This window comes from Dellaglioa sp. CoH-55-MRSF-8 (genome assembly GCF_056782195.1).
On record NZ_JBXAYH010000007.1, the window covers coordinates 47,378 to 62,421 of the forward strand.

A 15,044-nucleotide genomic window follows, 5' to 3' on the forward strand; every position below is an offset into this window, starting at 1 on the left:
CTATCAGTTTTTAGGCTGATAGTAAGGATTTTTTTCTAACGTTTAGGACGACGTTTCATTTGGCCGCTTTCACCAATTTCATAATCTGAATCATCCATTGATTCCACACTACCAAGTAAGTAGCCATTACCAACTTGAGAGAAGAAATCATGATTAGATGTTGATGTTGAAATTCCGTTCATGACAACAGGATTAACATCAGAAGCTGTATCAGGGAACAAAGGATCTTGGCCTAAATTCATTAGAGCTTTGTTGGCATTGTAACGTAAGAAGGTTAAAACTTCTTCAGTCCAACCAACTTCATCATAAAGTTCATGGGTATATTTTTCTTCGTTTTCATATAATTCAAACAGAAGGTCATACATCCAGGTCTTCATTTTACCTTGTTCTTCTTCAGAAAGTTCGTTGAATCCTAATTGGAATTTATAGCCAATGAAGGTACCATGAACAGATTCATCACGTAAAATTAATTTAATAATTTCAGCAACGTTTGCCAGTTTGTTATGGCCTAAATAGTAAAGTGGCGTATAGAAACCAGAGTAGAATAAGAACGTTTCAAGAAAAACAGAAGCAACTTTTTTCTCCAATGGTGACCCGTTTTGGTAAATACCATTAATACGTTGTGCTTTTTTTTGTAAAAATTCGTTTTTGTCTGTCCATTCGAAAATTTCAGTAATCTCTGAAGCTGTATTCAACGTTGAAAAAATTGATGAATAACTTTTAGCATGAACCGATTCCATAAATTGAATATTATTTAAAACAGCTTCTTCGTGGGCAGTCCGTGTATCATGACGCAACGCTTCCATCCCATCTTGTGATTGCACCGTATCCAACAATGTTAGCCCACCAAAATCATGACCAACTAATGTTTTTTCTGCAGGACTCAGTGTACGCCAATCATCTAAATCATTTGAAAGGGGGATACGTGTATCTAACCAAAATTGTTCTGTTAGTTTTTCCCAAGTTGCTTTATCAACTTGATCTTCAACTTCGTTCCAATTAATTGCTTTGTAACTATCATTATTCATTTAACTTTCCTCCGTTACAGTTTAGATAACACAACTCTCACAAGCGTTTGCGCCAACTTCTTCTTGATCATCAGTAAAGGTTCTGATGTAGTAAATTGACTTAATACCTTTATTATACGCATAATTACGCAAAATGTTTAAGTCACGTGTTGTCATTTTATCTGTCCGACCATTTTTCCATTCGTAGAGGCCTTCAGGAATCGTTGAACGCATGAATAAAGTTAAACTAAGTGATTGATCGATATGTTCCTGTGCAGCAGCGTAAACGTCAATAACTTTACGCATATCCATGTCGTATGCAGAAGTATAGTATGGAATCGTGTCATTTGAAAGGTAAGGAGCTGGATAGTAAATCTTTCCAATTTTCTTTTCTTGACGCTCTTCGATTCGGTTAATAATTGGGTGAAGACTGGCAGTAGTATCGTTAATATATGAAATAGAGCCATTAGGTGCAACAGCCAATCTATTTTGATGATAAAGACCGTCAGTTTGAATATTAGCTTTCAAAGTCGCCCAATCTTCTTGATTAGGGATGTCGATGCCATCAAATAAGGCAGCAACTTTATCAGAAGTAGGGCCCCAATCTTCGTTAAGATACTTATCAAAGTAGGTACCAGTTGCATAAGTACTTTTTTCAAAGTTATGGAATGTTTCATTTTTTTCTTTAGCGATAGCATTTGATGATTTTAATGAGTAATAGTTAAGCATCATAAAATAAACACTAGTGAAATCGATTGAGTCTTCTGAACCATAATGCATATGGTTTTTAGCGAAGTAGGCATGTAAGCCCATTGCACCTAAACCGATGGTATGCGCTAAGTTATTTCCATGTTGAATAGGAGGCACAACATCAATATCTGAACTATCAGTTACAAAAGTTAAAGCGCGAACCATTGAATCAACTGAACGGCCAAAATCTGGAGAAGCCATCATATTAACAATGTTAGTTGAGCCTAAGTTACATGAAATATCAGTCCCCATAACATCGTAGCCTTGTGCATTATTCACAGTTGATGGTGTCTGAACCTGCATGATTTCTGAACAAAGATTACTCATAATGATTTTACCATCAATTGGGTTTGCGCGATTTGCTGTATCAACATTGACAATATAAGGATAGCCTGACTCTTGTTGCAGCTTAGAAATTTCAGTTTCTAATTCGCGGGCAAGAATCGTTTTTTTACTAATATTTTTATTGGCAACCATATTGTCATATTCTTTTGTGATATCAACATAGGAATAAGGGACTCCATATTCTCTTTCAACACCGTAGGGATCGAAAAGATACATCGTTGCATTATCTTTAATGAGTTCGTAAAATTTATCAGGTACAGTGATGCCTAGTGATAAAGTTTTAACACGGATTTTTTCATCAGCATTTTCTTTTTTAGCTGACAGGAAAGCAACAATATCTGGATGGAAGACGTCTAAATAGACAACTCCAGCACCTTGACGCTGTCCTAGTTGGTTAGAATATGAAAAACTATCTTCTAATAATTTCATAACGGGTAGAACACCAGAAGCAGCGCCCTCAATCCCTTTAATTGGTGCACCTGCGCCACGTAAATTACTGAGCGTAATACCAACACCACCACCAATTCGAGATAATTGAAGTGCTGAGTTAATGCCACGTCCAATACCATTCATATCATCAGTAATTTGAATTAGGAAGCAAGAAACTAATTCTCCACGACGTTTACGACCGGCATTTAAGAAACTAGGTGTAGCAGGTTGGTAACGTTGATGAATCATTTCGTCAGCTAAATTCATAGCTAGTTCTGTATTACCATCAGCAAAGTAAAGAACGTTCATTGCAACACGATCAATATAATTTTCAAGGTAATAGGCATTATTATCAGTTTTAAGTGCGTATTGAGCATAAAATTTGTAGGCAGCCATAAATGTACCGAAATGGAATTTTTGAGCTGCTAAATAAGCGTAGAGCTCCTCTATAAATGAGAAGTCATATTTATTATAAAAATCAGTTTCAATATAGTTGTTGTCAATTAAATAATCAAAACGTGCTTTTAATGAATCAAATTGCATTGTATTTTCAGCAACATTTTCTTTCAAAAAGGCGGTTAAGGCTTCTTGATCTTTTTGAAGTGGGATTTGACCGTCTACGGGAATATTAATTTCATTATTTAAATCATAATAAGTGACTTTATCACTATTTAACGTTTTTAATGTCAATTTCATCAACTACTTTCTTCATATTGATTACATCTTCTTCAGTGCCATTGAATTCAAATTCATATAATAATGGGACGTGATAGTCGGTTGCGATATCTTTGGCTGTAAAAATAAAAAGTTGGGCGAAGTTGCGGTTCCCACCGCCAACAACACCCAGTATATTTTCTCTATTTGATTGATATTCAATAAAGTCGTTGACCGATTCAGTGAGCCCAATTTCATAAGTTGGAACAATTAAAATATAGGGTTCATTTAATTCAATAAGCGGGTTTGTTGGATCGATTTCAAATGAAGGATAGCCAATTTTATTGATGAAGCGTCGTGTTTGTCCAGTAATGCTAAAGAAAACAATTTTCATTAGACTGCCAACTTTTTAAGCATATCAGGACGAAATCCTGCGATTGTATCGAATCCAGTAGCTTCTATAACAGGAACAGCTTGGAAACCTTGGCCTTTCAAGTAATCGATTGCGTTATCGTCTTCGGAAATGTTACGTTCATCAAAGTCGACGTTGTTTTCTTCTAAAAAACGTTTTGTCATTTTGCATTGGATGCAGTTGTTTTTTGTAAATACAGTAACTTTTTTCATTATATAAATTCCCCTTTGTTGTTTTGTTTAATAAGATAAGTATACAACACATAATCCAAAAATCAATTGAAAAAAACACTACATTTAGTGTGATTTTAAGTTGCATCACACAAGATGTAGTGTTCAAGGTCTTGGATTGTTTATATTAAATTTTGATTGCGAAAATTCGATTTTCTCCGTATTATAGAAACTATTGAGAAAGTAGGTAAAAATATGACGAATTATTATTTTTCGAAAAATCCAGATGTTATTCATGATGAAAAAGAATGGACATTTAAACTGTTGAACAACGAGTTTAAGTTTACCACAGATAATGGTGTATTTTCAAAAAAAACAGTCGATTTTGGTTCAAGAGTTTTATTAAATGCAGTTGAGCAACAAAAAATAATTCCGGGAAATATTTTAGATGTTGGATGTGGATACGGTCCAATAGGACTTGCTATAGCCAAGAATCAACCAGAACGAAAAATAGACATGACAGATGTAAACGAATTAGCATTAGAATTAGCAAAGAAGAACGCGGTAATCAATAAAATTAATAATATAGAAGTTTTTGAATCTGCCGCATACAGTCATGTAAAAAAGACAGATTATGCTGCAATTCTTACAAACCCGCCTATTAGAGCAGGCAAAGAGGTCGTTCATGAAATTTTAAGTGGCGCATTCGACCATTTAAAAGTTGGCGGACAATTGTTTGCTGTATTACAAAAGAAACAAGGGGCAAGTTCGGCTCAAAAGAGAATGACTGAAGTTTTTGGTAATTGTGACATTATTTTAAAAGATAAAGGTTACTATATTTTAATGAGTGTGAAGTAAATGGTAGAAAAATTAACTGAAGAACAAAAAGAATTTTTTATGCGCGAAGCTTTATATGAAGCAAGAAATGCAAAAATTATTGGTGAAGTACCAATTGGCTGTGTTGTTGTACAAAATGGTGAGATTATTGGACGAGGCCATAATATTCGTGAACACGTGCAAGATGCAACCCTTCACGCTGAAATTTTAGCCATCCAAGAAGCCTGTGCTACGATTCATAGCTGGCGTCTTGTAGATGCGCAATTATTCGTAACACTAGAACCATGCCCAATGTGTAGTGGTGCGATTATCAATTCAAGAATCCCCGAAGTTTACTTTGGTGCATTTGATCCTAAAGCAGGAACTGCAGGCAGCATTGGGAACTTATTAACGGATGAACGATTTAATCATCAAGCAAAAGTAGAATCTGGATTATTATTAGATGAAGCCAAAGACCTACTCCAATCATTCTTTAGAGAAGTTCGTCGTAAAAGAAAAGAAAAAAAGCAATCATAAAGGTAGCTTTTTGTTGGAATTTAATGTATTATAATAATTGCCGCAAGGCCTTAAGGCAATAGTGTGCTTACGAATTGTGTCAGATCCGGAAGGAAGCAGCACTAAGTTTGATTCACTTTGTGCCTTAAGTAATTATGATTATTTAAGACTCTTAGTCAGAAATGGCTGAGAGATTTTTTTATTTAAAAAGCTATTTATAGATTTTGAAAGGAGAGATTGTGATGAGTTACCAAGCTTTATACCGTGTCTGGCGTCCACAAAAATTTAGTGATTTAGTTGGACAAAACATGATTACGCAGACGTTGAAAAATGCAATTATGACACAACAAACAAGTCATGCATACATTTTTAATGGTCCACGTGGAACAGGTAAAACGTCCGCAGCTAAAATTTTTGCTAAGGCAGTTAATTGTCACTTCCAGGAAAATGGCGAACCATGTAACAAATGTGAGACATGTATCGCTATTACGAATGGTCAATTAAACGATGTTATCGAAATTGATGCCGCTTCTAATAATGGGGTTGAAGAAATTCGTGATATCCGTGACAAAGTAAAGTATGCACCCACACAAGCTGATTTTAAAATCTATATTATTGATGAAGTTCATATGCTATCTACGGGTGCTTTTAATGCACTCTTGAAGACGCTTGAAGAACCACCTGAAAATGTTATTTTTATTCTTGCTACAACGGAACCACATAAGATTCCAGCAACCATTATTTCTAGAACTCAGAAATTTGATTTCAAGCGTATTACGCCAGCTGACAGTTATGAACGAATGGTTTATATTTTGTCTGAAAAAGGAATTGAATATGAAGAACCAGCGCTTAAAGTTATCGCTAAAGCAGCTGAAGGTGGAATGCGGGATGCTTTGAGTATTTTAGATCAGGTCATTTCATTCGGTGATAACAAGGTGACTTTGGATAATGCTTTGTTAGTAACCGGTAGTGTAACACAGGATAAAATACAGAATTACGTCACGGAAGTTAGTCAAAAAGCGACTACTGAGGCATTAGAAACGATACAAGCAATTATAGACGAAGGTAAAGATTCAACTAGATTAATCGAAGATTTAATTGCCTATAGTCGTGATTTACTATTATATCAGCAAGCACCAGCACTTATTAATCAACTAGAATTAGGGATGGTTAATGATGATTTTAAAAACTTATCACAGACTATTTCTGCTGATTTCTTATACCAAATGATAAATGTTTTAAATGAAATTCAACAACAAATGCGATTTACAACACATCCAGATGTTTATTTAGAAGTATTAACAATTCGATTATCACAATTTAATACCTCTGATACGATTGCGGAGACGACTCAATCAGAATTAAGTTCAGATGCATCTAAACAAATTAATAATTTAACTAAAACAGTTGAAGACTTGAAAAAGCAAATAATTGATTTAAGTCAGAATGATAATCAACCGCAAGTGGCAGTAATAGCTAAGCCTAAAAAAGTTGCCTCTACTCAAAAAAAAGCAACATTAAATTTATCTCAAATTTATCCTATTTTAGATCACGCAACAAAAGAAAGTTTGGTACAATTAAAACAGGTTTGGCCAGAGTTGTTGCATCAACTTTCAGTTACACAACGTGCGATTATGCAAGCTAGTGAACCGGTTGCGGCTAGTCCTGACAGTGTACTTGTTAGTTTTAATTACGAATTCTTGTCTGTCAAAGCTTCAAGTGATACAGAGTTACTCGATGCTTTAGGTAATGGGTTAGATCGATTATTACATCATGTCCCTAAGGTGGTCTGTATTACAGCAGAGCAATGGCCAGAAGTCCGAAAATCTTACATTAAACAAAATGAGCACGAGGGAACTGAAACAATTATTGAGCCAGAACCTGAAGTAGTAGAACCAATTGTTTCAAAAGCTGAAGAAATTTTTGGAACAGAAAATATAGAAATTAAACAGGATTAGAAAGGAAGTAATTAATAATGATGCGTGGAAATGGTAATATGCAAGGTATGATGAAACAAATGCAAAAATTACAAAAAGATATGACAAAAGACCAAGAGGCTTTGAATGCAACTGAATTTGTTGGCGAAGCTTCAAATGATTTAGTTAAGGTAACCTTTACAGGGGACAAAAAAATGACTGATATCATGATTAAAGAAGAAGCAGTCGATCCTGATGATGTTGATATGTTACAAGATTTAATTATTATGGCTGTTAATGATGCTATGACAAAAATTGAAAAAACAACAACTGATAAATTGGGTAAATATTCTCAAGGGATGCCTGGACTATAAACTTAAAATTAAAGAAGGCTAAAGAAAATGCAATATCCTGAACCTATCGCAAAATTGATTGAAAGTTATATGAAATTACCAGGTATTGGTGGTAAAACTGCTACAAGATTAGCTTTTTTTACAATTGATATGGATGAAGATGATGTCACCGATTTTGCTAAATCACTAATATCTGCCAAACGAGACCTACATTATTGTAGTATCTGTGGCAATATTACTGAAGAAGATCCTTGTCAGATTTGTTCTGATTCATCACGTGATCAAACCAAAGTTATTGTTGTAGAAGAACCTAAAGATGTGATGTCTTTAGAAAAAATGAAAGAGTATCACGGCTTGTATCACGTGCTTCATGGTGTATTATCACCAATTGAAGGTAAAGGGCCGGAAGATATTAATATCACAAGTTTATTAACACGTCTTCAATCGCATCCCGATATGCAGGAAGTTATTATTGCGACAAATGCAACGCCAGAAGGTGAAGCAACGTCAATGTATTTATCGAGATTGATTAAACCGGCTGGAATTAAAGTGACAAGATTAGCCCATGGACTATCTGTAGGTAGCGATATTGAGTACGCAGATGAAATGACGTTGTTTAAAGCGATTGAAGGACGTACTGAAATATAGAAATGAGCTGACGGTGTAATGTTTAATAAAAAAACAAAACTTAAATTACGTAAAGAGTATGACGCTAAGTTGCTAGAGTCAATTGATCTCGCTAAAATAGCATGGGATCAAGCCAAACAAACTGAAGAGGCCATTTACGAAGTTGATGAAGAATTAATTAATGAAACACAGATGGCAAGAAAAAGATATTTCTTTCTCTATAATGAAGCGCGTGTTCGTTCAGTTAAAGGGCATATGCAGGCTTCAGTAATCACACATTAAATTAGAAAGAACGTTGAGACAATTCGCCTAACTTGTCTTGGCGTTTTTTTGTGAAATGCTGATTAGATTTATTAAATAAGAGATAGTATACTAATAGTAGGTTTATCTTATGGACAGGTTTTTAAGATTCAAGTACAATAATAATAAGTATTGGGGTCGTTAATGTGACTGGAAAATTTATAACGATTGAAGGACCAGATGGGTCCGGCAAAACGAGTGCCTTAAAAGGTATTATAAAAAAGATACAAAATAACTTGGTAAAAGAATTAGTTATAACACGTGAACCAGGTGGAAGTCCGATATCTGAAGCCATTCGTGAAGTTGTCTTAAATCAAGATTATCCAGAGATGGATAAACGAACTGAAGCATTATTGTTTGCAGCATCAAGACGTCAGCATATCGCAGAAATAATTTTCCCAGCACTTAAGGAAGATAAAATTGTAATATGTGATCGTTATGTTGATAGTTCAATTGCTTACCAAGGTGCTGGTAGAGATATCGGAACGCAAGCGGTTGCTGATATGAACCTATTTGCAACAAATGGAACAGAACCTGATTTAACTTTATACTTTGACGTACCATCAGAAATTGGATTAAAACGAATTTTTGAGCATCGTCAAAATGAAATAAATCGTTTAGATGATGAAAAGTTAGAGTTCCATCAAAAAGTACGCAAAGCATACCAACAATTAGCAGTGAAAAATCCAGAACGTATTATAACCATTAATGCGGCGCAACCTTTGGAAAAAGTAATTGACGATTGTATTGACGTTCTGAAGAAAAAATTACCCGAGTCTTTTAAATAAATGAAATGAGGGAATTCAAATGAAATTAATTACAGCGATTGTTCAAGATAAAGATAGTAACCGATTAAGCAATATATTTATAGATTCAAATGTCCGTGCAACAAAACTATCAACAACTGGTGGTTTTTTAAAGTCTGGTAATACAACCTTTTTAATTGGTATTGAAGATGAACGTGTTGATGAGGTATTACAAATCATTAAAGAGACATCATCAACGCGTGAACAATTTATGGCCCCCCCTGTTAACTTAGATGTTTCAATGGATGCACAAGTACCATTTCCATTAGAAGTTCAGGTTGGTGGTGCAACAGTATTTGTCTTACCAGTAGAAGAGTTTCATCAATTTTAGGAGTAAATAGTAATGACAGAATTAGCTGATGAAACCAGTAATATTAAAATTCAAGAATTACAGCCAAAATTAATTGAACATTTTGAAAAATTGATAATAACAAATAAGTTAGCCCATGCTTATCTATTTTCCGGACCAGAAGGTATTGGTAAGGTTGAACTAGCACAATGGATTGCAATGCGACTCTTTTGTACTGCTGACGAGGATCAAAAGCCTTGCGGTGTATGTGGTGAATGTCAACGAATTCTATCAGGTAATCACCCTGATATCGTGAGTGTTAAGCCTGAAGGCCAGTCAATTAAAGTTGATCAAATTCGATTTTTGAAATCAGAATTTTCAAAAAGTGGTGTTGAAGGTAGCCAAAAGATTTTTATAATTGAAAAAGCTGAGAGTATGACAGCTAGTGCTGCGAACAGTTTACTTAAATTTTTAGAAGAGCCTGTTGGAAATGTGAAAGCTTTCTTATTAACAGAAAATAAAAATCAAATTTTGCCAACTATTCAATCACGGTGCCAACTGGTTAATTTTGTCGCACTCTCTCAAGAAAAATTGATTCAAAATTTATTAAATCAAGGTATCTTGAAAGATCAGGCTCAGTTACTTGTTCATGTAACTGAGAGTACAAGCCATGCTGTAGCATTAGCACAAGATGAGAATTTTACTGAAATGACAAATCAAGTTTGGAATTGGTTCAGTAAATTATTGAAAAATGATGCTGAAAGTTTCATTTTGGTACAAACAAAACTAGTGCCACTCGCAAAAGAAAAACAACAACAGGCATTGATGGTTGATTTAATGGTACTGTTAGCGCGTGATTGTTTACTTGTCCGTTATAATCGTAAGGAACAAGTGAGTTTTTCTAATCGTTTAACTGAAATTGATAAAATAACTCAAATGATTAGTGATAAAAAGTTAGTTGCTATATTAGATGGTTGTTTACAAATTAAAACGATGCTCCAAATAAATATGACATTTCAAAGTGCAATTGAAGTAACAACGTTAAAATTAATAGATTTATAAAATATGAAATGAAGGTGATTTTGTGGATAAGCGTCAACTATATGATAATTTTATAGCTATCGAGGAAGAAATGAAAAAAATGTTATCGAGTTTTGAAACAATAAAATCTGATATGACTGGTGTTCTTGAAAATAACGCTGAATTGGAGATTGAAAACCAACATTTGAGAGAACGATTAAGTGAAATAGAACGACAAACGTCTAAGAATTTTAATGAATCTTCCGATGCAAATCTGTCAAAATCACGTCAAAACTTAGAAAAATTATATGATCAAGGTTTTCATATTTGTAATATTGAAGGGATGTACGGATCACGTCGAGTCGATGATGAACCTTGTGCTTTCTGTTTAGATTTAATTTATGGGGAGCGCGAAGTATGAGTGAAATAGCAGCACAAAGCAGTTTTCAAGGTAAAGGGACAACTGGGTCATTATATTTAGTACCGACACCAATTGGTAATTTATCTGATATGACGTTTAGAGCGATTGATATTTTAAAAGAGGTTGACTATATAGCAGCCGAAGATACACGAAACACACAAAAATTATTAAATCATTTTGAAATTGAAACAAGTCAATTGAGTTTTCATGAACATAATACGCAAGAACGTATTCCGCAATTTGTTGATAAAATATTGGCTGGTCAATCAATCGCACAAGTAAGTGATGCAGGAATGCCATCAATTAGTGATCCTGGGCATGATCTTGTTAAAGCATGTATTGAAGCTAAGATTCCAGTTGTGCCACTTCCTGGGGCAAATGCCGGGATCACTGCATTAATAGCTTCTGGATTAGCGCCACAACCGTTCTTATTCTATGGTTTTTTATCGCGAAAACCTAAGAGTCAAAAAGAAGAATTAGCTGAGTTGAAAAATCAAACAATGACGCTTATTTTTTATGAAGCACCACATCGCTTGAAAAAAACATTAACACAAATAGCTGCTAGCCTTGGTGGTCAGCGTAAAGTTGTACTATGCCGAGAATTAACTAAACGTTATGAAGAATTCTTGCGTGGAACACTGGATGATGCTATCAAATGGGCTGGCACTGAGCAAGTCCGTGGAGAATTTTGTGTAATTGTTGAGGGAAATGATTCGCCAGAAGCAACGGAAGTTGATCATCTGGCTAATATGTCAATTGAAGAACAAGTTGATTATTTGATTGAAACAGGTATGAAAACTAATGATGCGATAAAAGAGATTGCTAAGAAACAAGAGATGAAAAAACAAGAAGTTTATAATCTGTATCATCAGATTTAAGGAGTGAACATATTGGCAGATAATAAATTTAGTGAGCTACATCGTGCGGTTTACTATGAAGGCGATAAAAGTGGGCGTGTGACAGTAGCAATGCTAATTAACATGATTATTTTGGTTTCAACAGACCAAAGTGATAGCTTAGGAATTACTGAAAAAGATTTAACAAATTTGGGCTTTGGTTGGGTTATTACACAATATCTTATTGATATTTCGAGAATACCACATATTGATGAGAATTTAACATTAACTACTGAGGCTGTTTCGTACAATCGTTTCTTCTGTTACCGAGATTTCTGGGTTCATGATGAAGCAGGTAATGAGTGTGCACATATTCATGCTGTATTTGTTTTAATGGATCATAAAACACGTAAAATGACTCGTGTATTGCCAGAAGTTATTGAACCTTTTGGTGCTGAATATACACGAAGAATTGAGCGTTTGGAGAAACCAGTTGGTATCATGAAAGAAGATACAATAGCTGCTAAAAAATCATATGACGTTCGATTCTTTGATATTGATCCAAATCAACATGTAAACAATTCAAAATATTTTGATTGGTTATTAGATTCATTGTCAGAAGACTTTTTAATGTCACATGATTTGAAACATATGAATATTAAATATGAAAAAGAAATTCACTATGGTCATAAGATAGATAGTATCGTTGTTATTGATAACTTAACGACACATCACCAGATTAAAATTGGTGATGATGTTTATTGTGAAGCTGACTGTGAGTGGACGAAACGTTAGAATAAAAAATGCTCTGAGTAACTGGAAGTCTATCCAGTTACTCAGAGCATTTTTTATATTTTTATGATAAAGCATCTGCGACATAAATCGAGAGTTCTTCTTTTTCAAGACCAGCACTTAATCCAACCAATAGTTTGATTCTTGCTTTTTGACCATTTAAGCCACGACAGAAGATGCCGCCCATTTTTTTCAATTGAACGCCACCACCTTCATAGTCGTAAACATCTTGTGCCACGCCATTAAAGCAACGTGAAACAATTACAACTGGAATATCGCGATCAATTAATTTTTGAAGATTAGCTAAAACTTGTGGGGGAAGATTTCCTGCACCAAGAGCTTCAATGACAATACCGTTCGTTTGGTCATTATTAAGAAAACCAAGTAAATCAGCATCCATTCCAGCATAAGCCTTAATTAAATAAACATGATCAACAACTTTGTCGATTGCTAAGCAAGTCTGGCTTAGCAATTCGGCAAAAAAGGTCACGTTATCTTTAGCGATACTACCAATTGGGCCAAACGTTGGTGTTCTAAAAGTTGCGACATTTGTTGTATGTGTTTTTGTTACATAGCGTGCTGTATGAATTTCATCATTCATAACAACTAAGACACCTTTATCAACTGCATCATCACTTGCTGCAGTTAAGATGGCTGTTTGAAAATTGTGTAAGCCATCTGAGCCTATTTCATTTGCGGAACGCATAGCACCTGTTAAAACGACAGGTAGATGGTTCGGTAATGTAAGATCTAAAAAATAAGCAGTTTCTTCTAATGTATCCGTACCGTGAGTAATAACAATACCATCAATCGCTTCCGCGGATGCACGCATAATTCTTTTTTGAATAATTAGCATCTCTATGGGGCCAATATGTGGGGATGGTAAGTTAAAAATATTTTCAGTGATTAAATCGAAACGATCACCAAATGGATTTTCAACTTGGTTTAAAGGGTTTTCTGCACCAGGTGCAACTGCGCCTGTTTCTTGATTTTCAGACATGGCGATTGTACCACCAGTGTGTAAAATTAATATTTTTTTCATATTTTCCTCCTTGCTGACACTTAGATTATACATATTATATTGTACTTTGACTATGAATTTGTTACTGTATATGAACAGATAAGGTGGTTATGAGAATGAAAGAAAAACAATTAAGTAAGAATGAGTATTTATTTATTAGCTCAATGTTATTCGGTTTATTTTTTGGCGCGGGAAATTTAATTTTTCCAGTCTTTGTAGGTCAACAATCCGGACAAAACCTGTGGATAGGTAATTTAGGCTTTCTAATTGCTGGTGTTGGGTTACCTTTTTTAGGTGTAATTGCTATTGGATTGTCTAAAAGTAGGGGAGTTTTCGATTTAGCCTCTAAGGTTAATCGAACGTATGGCATAATTTTCACAATGTTGCTCTACCTAACTATTGGACCGCTATTTGCAGGTCCAAGATCAGCAACTATTCCGTTTGAAATTGGAATTGCACCACATATTAAAGCCAGCCAACATTCAGTATGGCTATTATTATTTTCAATTTTATTCTTCACAATAGTTTGGCTTTTGGCAGTTAAACCAACCAAGATATTAGTCTATGTTGGTAAGTATTTAAATCCCATATTTTTATGTGCGTTGGCTATTTTATTGTTATTTGTATTTATTAAGCCAATGGGTAATTTTTCAGATTTCCCCGCAACAAGTTCTTACAAGAATGGTGCTTTTATGTCTGCTTTTGGGCAAGGATATTACACTATGGATGCACTCGCTGGTTTGGCTTTTGGTATTATCATTGTGGATACAATTAAAGATTTAGGTATTACGAATCCTAAATCAATTACTAAAGGGATTATCTATTCTGGTAGTATCAGTGTTATTTTGATGGGAATCATCTATACATGCTTGGCCTATCTTGGGGCAACGAGTCTGGGTGTATTTCCACATTCTGGTAATGGTGGTGCTATTTTAGCTCAAGTTGCTCAACGTTATTTTGGACAATTCGGAAGTTTCTTTCTTGCTGCAATTATTGTTGTTGCTTGTATTAAAACGGCAATTGGCGTGACTAGCGCATGTGCTAAAACATGTGTTGAAATTATTGGTCATGGTAGCTATAAATTGTATTTAACACTTGGTTGTGTGATTAGTTGTTTAATTGCCAACGTTGGGTTAGATCAATTAATTACATTATCAACACCAGTTTTGATGTTGCTTTACCCACTTGCTATTGTATTGATGATTGCTGCCTGTTTAGAACCTACTTTAAATAAGTATGACTTAAAAGTCAGCATTATCTACAAATGGTTAACCGTTTTAACGCTTTTTAGTGCCATTTTTGATGGACTAAACGCGATGCCAATTTCAATTAAAAATTTAGCTTTTGCTAAAAATATGTTAGCATTTGCAAATCATTATTTACCACTGTTTAATATTGGCTTAAGTTGGATAGTTCCTGCTGCGTTAGGATTACTTATGGGACTAATTTTTATGATTCGTGAAAAGAAAATAAATTAAAAAGAAACATGAAGTGAACCCCAAAAGTTGGAGTAAATATTAAGCGATCATCTGGTCGGTATGTTTTCGATATTCAATCGGAGACA

Annotated in this window: 18 protein-coding genes and 1 other RNA gene; 14 read left to right on the forward strand and 5 right to left on the reverse strand. The window is 34.6% G+C overall.

Annotation, left to right across the window (positions count from 1 at the left end):
- Positions 1-35: 35 nt before the first annotated feature.
- The 4 genes from nrdF to nrdH are packed head-to-tail and all read right to left on the reverse strand — an operon-like array spanning position 36 to position 3,809.
- Positions 36-1,028 carry a class 1b ribonucleoside-diphosphate reductase subunit beta gene (gene nrdF / locus AC1RPW_RS06975; RefSeq protein ID WP_409021529.1) on the reverse strand — a complete coding sequence of 331 codons (993 nt, stop codon included), beginning with the start codon at positions 1,026-1,028 and terminating at the stop codon, positions 36-38.
- A gap of 21 nt (positions 1,029-1,049) precedes the next feature.
- The gene (gene nrdE / locus AC1RPW_RS06980; protein WP_481761900.1) at positions 1,050-3,227 is read right to left on the reverse strand and encodes a class 1b ribonucleoside-diphosphate reductase subunit alpha; all 2,178 of its coding nucleotides are present in this window, start codon (positions 3,225-3,227) and stop codon (positions 1,050-1,052) included.
- Positions 3,199-3,579, reverse strand: coding sequence for a class Ib ribonucleoside-diphosphate reductase assembly flavoprotein NrdI (gene nrdI, locus AC1RPW_RS06985; RefSeq protein ID WP_481761901.1), 381 nt, complete (start codon positions 3,577-3,579; stop codon positions 3,199-3,201). Before nrdI ends, nrdE begins: the two co-directional genes overlap by 29 nt.
- The gene (gene nrdH, locus AC1RPW_RS06990; protein WP_481761902.1) at positions 3,579-3,809 is read right to left on the reverse strand and encodes a glutaredoxin-like protein NrdH; all 231 of its coding nucleotides are present in this window, start codon (positions 3,807-3,809) and stop codon (positions 3,579-3,581) included. Before nrdH ends, nrdI begins: the two co-directional genes overlap by 1 nt.
- 213 nt (positions 3,810-4,022) lie before the next feature.
- On the opposite strand from nrdH, the gene AC1RPW_RS06995 reads away from it, so the two are divergent.
- The 13 genes from AC1RPW_RS06995 to AC1RPW_RS07055 all read left to right on the forward strand — a co-directional run bounded on the left by AC1RPW_RS06995 (position 4,023) and on the right by AC1RPW_RS07055 (position 12,462).
- Positions 4,023-4,625, forward strand: a complete 603-nt coding sequence (locus AC1RPW_RS06995; protein WP_481761903.1) for a class I SAM-dependent methyltransferase — start codon at positions 4,023-4,025, stop codon at positions 4,623-4,625.
- Positions 4,626-5,120 (forward strand): tRNA adenosine(34) deaminase TadA, encoded by a 495-nt coding sequence (tadA, locus tag AC1RPW_RS07000; protein ID WP_409021525.1) that lies wholly within the window; start codon positions 4,626-4,628, stop codon positions 5,118-5,120.
- 47 nt (positions 5,121-5,167) lie between these two features.
- Positions 5,168-5,254: signal recognition particle sRNA small type (ffs, locus tag AC1RPW_RS07005), an RNA gene on the forward strand.
- Positions 5,255-5,341: 87 nt separating this feature from the next.
- The gene (dnaX, locus tag AC1RPW_RS07010) at positions 5,342-7,057 is read left to right on the forward strand and encodes a DNA polymerase III subunit gamma/tau (protein ID WP_481761904.1); all 1,716 of its coding nucleotides are present in this window, start codon (positions 5,342-5,344) and stop codon (positions 7,055-7,057) included.
- Between the two features lie 17 nt (positions 7,058-7,074).
- A complete protein-coding gene (locus AC1RPW_RS07015) occupies positions 7,075-7,389 on the forward strand; it encodes a YbaB/EbfC family nucleoid-associated protein (RefSeq protein ID WP_409021523.1) in 315 nt (104 codons plus the stop codon).
- A gap of 27 nt (positions 7,390-7,416) precedes the next feature.
- Positions 7,417-8,016, forward strand: coding sequence for a recombination mediator RecR (recR, locus tag AC1RPW_RS07020; RefSeq protein ID WP_409021522.1), 600 nt, complete (start codon positions 7,417-7,419; stop codon positions 8,014-8,016).
- Positions 8,017-8,034: 18 nt separating this feature from the next.
- Entirely contained in the window at positions 8,035-8,277 is a 243-nt protein-coding gene (locus AC1RPW_RS07025; RefSeq protein ID WP_481761905.1) for a YaaL family protein, read from the forward strand.
- Between the two features lie 164 nt (positions 8,278-8,441).
- Complete coding sequence (gene tmk, locus AC1RPW_RS07030; protein ID WP_481761906.1) at positions 8,442-9,083, forward strand: dTMP kinase; 642 nt, start codon at positions 8,442-8,444, stop codon at positions 9,081-9,083.
- Between the two features lie 19 nt (positions 9,084-9,102).
- Positions 9,103-9,432 carry a cyclic-di-AMP receptor gene (locus AC1RPW_RS07035; protein WP_409021519.1) on the forward strand — a complete coding sequence of 110 codons (330 nt, stop codon included), beginning with the start codon at positions 9,103-9,105 and terminating at the stop codon, positions 9,430-9,432.
- A gap of 12 nt (positions 9,433-9,444) precedes the next feature.
- Positions 9,445-10,452 (forward strand): DNA polymerase III subunit delta', encoded by a 1,008-nt coding sequence (gene holB / locus AC1RPW_RS07040; RefSeq protein ID WP_481761907.1) that lies wholly within the window; start codon positions 9,445-9,447, stop codon positions 10,450-10,452.
- Positions 10,453-10,474: 22 nt separating this feature from the next.
- Entirely contained in the window at positions 10,475-10,831 is a 357-nt protein-coding gene (locus tag AC1RPW_RS07045) for a DNA replication initiation control protein YabA (protein ID WP_481761908.1), read from the forward strand.
- Complete coding sequence (gene rsmI / locus AC1RPW_RS07050; RefSeq protein ID WP_481761909.1) at positions 10,828-11,709, forward strand: 16S rRNA (cytidine(1402)-2'-O)-methyltransferase; 882 nt, start codon at positions 10,828-10,830, stop codon at positions 11,707-11,709. The genes AC1RPW_RS07045 and rsmI overlap by 4 nt, the downstream gene beginning before the upstream one ends.
- 12 nt (positions 11,710-11,721) lie before the next feature.
- Positions 11,722-12,462 carry an acyl-[acyl-carrier-protein] thioesterase gene (locus tag AC1RPW_RS07055; protein WP_481761910.1) on the forward strand — a complete coding sequence of 247 codons (741 nt, stop codon included), beginning with the start codon at positions 11,722-11,724 and terminating at the stop codon, positions 12,460-12,462.
- A gap of 61 nt (positions 12,463-12,523) precedes the next feature.
- Here the strand turns inward: AC1RPW_RS07055 and AC1RPW_RS07060 are convergent, their stop codons facing one another.
- Complete coding sequence (locus AC1RPW_RS07060; protein WP_481761911.1) at positions 12,524-13,501, reverse strand: asparaginase; 978 nt, start codon at positions 13,499-13,501, stop codon at positions 12,524-12,526.
- A 95-nt stretch (positions 13,502-13,596) separates the two neighbouring features.
- Here AC1RPW_RS07060 and brnQ point away from each other — a divergent pair, with 95 nt between their 5' ends.
- Positions 13,597-14,958 carry a branched-chain amino acid transport system II carrier protein gene (gene brnQ / locus AC1RPW_RS07065; RefSeq protein ID WP_481761912.1) on the forward strand — a complete coding sequence of 454 codons (1,362 nt, stop codon included), beginning with the start codon at positions 13,597-13,599 and terminating at the stop codon, positions 14,956-14,958.
- Positions 14,959-15,044: the final 86 nt, after the last annotated feature.

Bases quoted from the DNA above. Each gene is read 5' to 3' on its own strand.
- nrdF (WP_409021529.1), bottom strand. From the start codon at position 1,028: ATGAATAATGATAGTTACAAAGCAATTAATTGGAACGAAGTTGAAGAT.
- nrdE (WP_481761900.1), bottom strand. From the start codon at position 3,227: ATGAAATTGACATTAAAAACGTTAAATAGTGATAAAGTCACTTATTAT.
- nrdI (WP_481761901.1), bottom strand. From the start codon at position 3,579: ATGAAAATTGTTTTCTTTAGCATTACTGGACAAACACGACGCTTCATC.
- nrdH (WP_481761902.1), bottom strand. From the start codon at position 3,809: ATGAAAAAAGTTACTGTATTTACAAAAAACAACTGCATCCAATGCAAA.
- AC1RPW_RS06995 (WP_481761903.1), top strand. From the start codon at position 4,023: ATGACGAATTATTATTTTTCGAAAAATCCAGATGTTATTCATGATGAA.
- tadA (WP_409021525.1), top strand. From the start codon at position 4,626: ATGGTAGAAAAATTAACTGAAGAACAAAAAGAATTTTTTATGCGCGAA.
- dnaX (WP_481761904.1), top strand. From the start codon at position 5,342: ATGAGTTACCAAGCTTTATACCGTGTCTGGCGTCCACAAAAATTTAGT.
- AC1RPW_RS07015 (WP_409021523.1), top strand. From the start codon at position 7,075: ATGATGCGTGGAAATGGTAATATGCAAGGTATGATGAAACAAATGCAA.
- recR (WP_409021522.1), top strand. From the start codon at position 7,417: ATGCAATATCCTGAACCTATCGCAAAATTGATTGAAAGTTATATGAAA.
- AC1RPW_RS07025 (WP_481761905.1), top strand. From the start codon at position 8,035: ATGTTTAATAAAAAAACAAAACTTAAATTACGTAAAGAGTATGACGCT.
- AC1RPW_RS07035 (WP_409021519.1), top strand. From the start codon at position 9,103: ATGAAATTAATTACAGCGATTGTTCAAGATAAAGATAGTAACCGATTA.
- holB (WP_481761907.1), top strand. From the start codon at position 9,445: ATGACAGAATTAGCTGATGAAACCAGTAATATTAAAATTCAAGAATTA.
- rsmI (WP_481761909.1), top strand. From the start codon at position 10,828: ATGAGTGAAATAGCAGCACAAAGCAGTTTTCAAGGTAAAGGGACAACT.
- AC1RPW_RS07060 (WP_481761911.1), bottom strand. From the start codon at position 13,501: ATGAAAAAAATATTAATTTTACACACTGGTGGTACAATCGCCATGTCT.
- brnQ (WP_481761912.1), top strand. From the start codon at position 13,597: ATGAAAGAAAAACAATTAAGTAAGAATGAGTATTTATTTATTAGCTCA.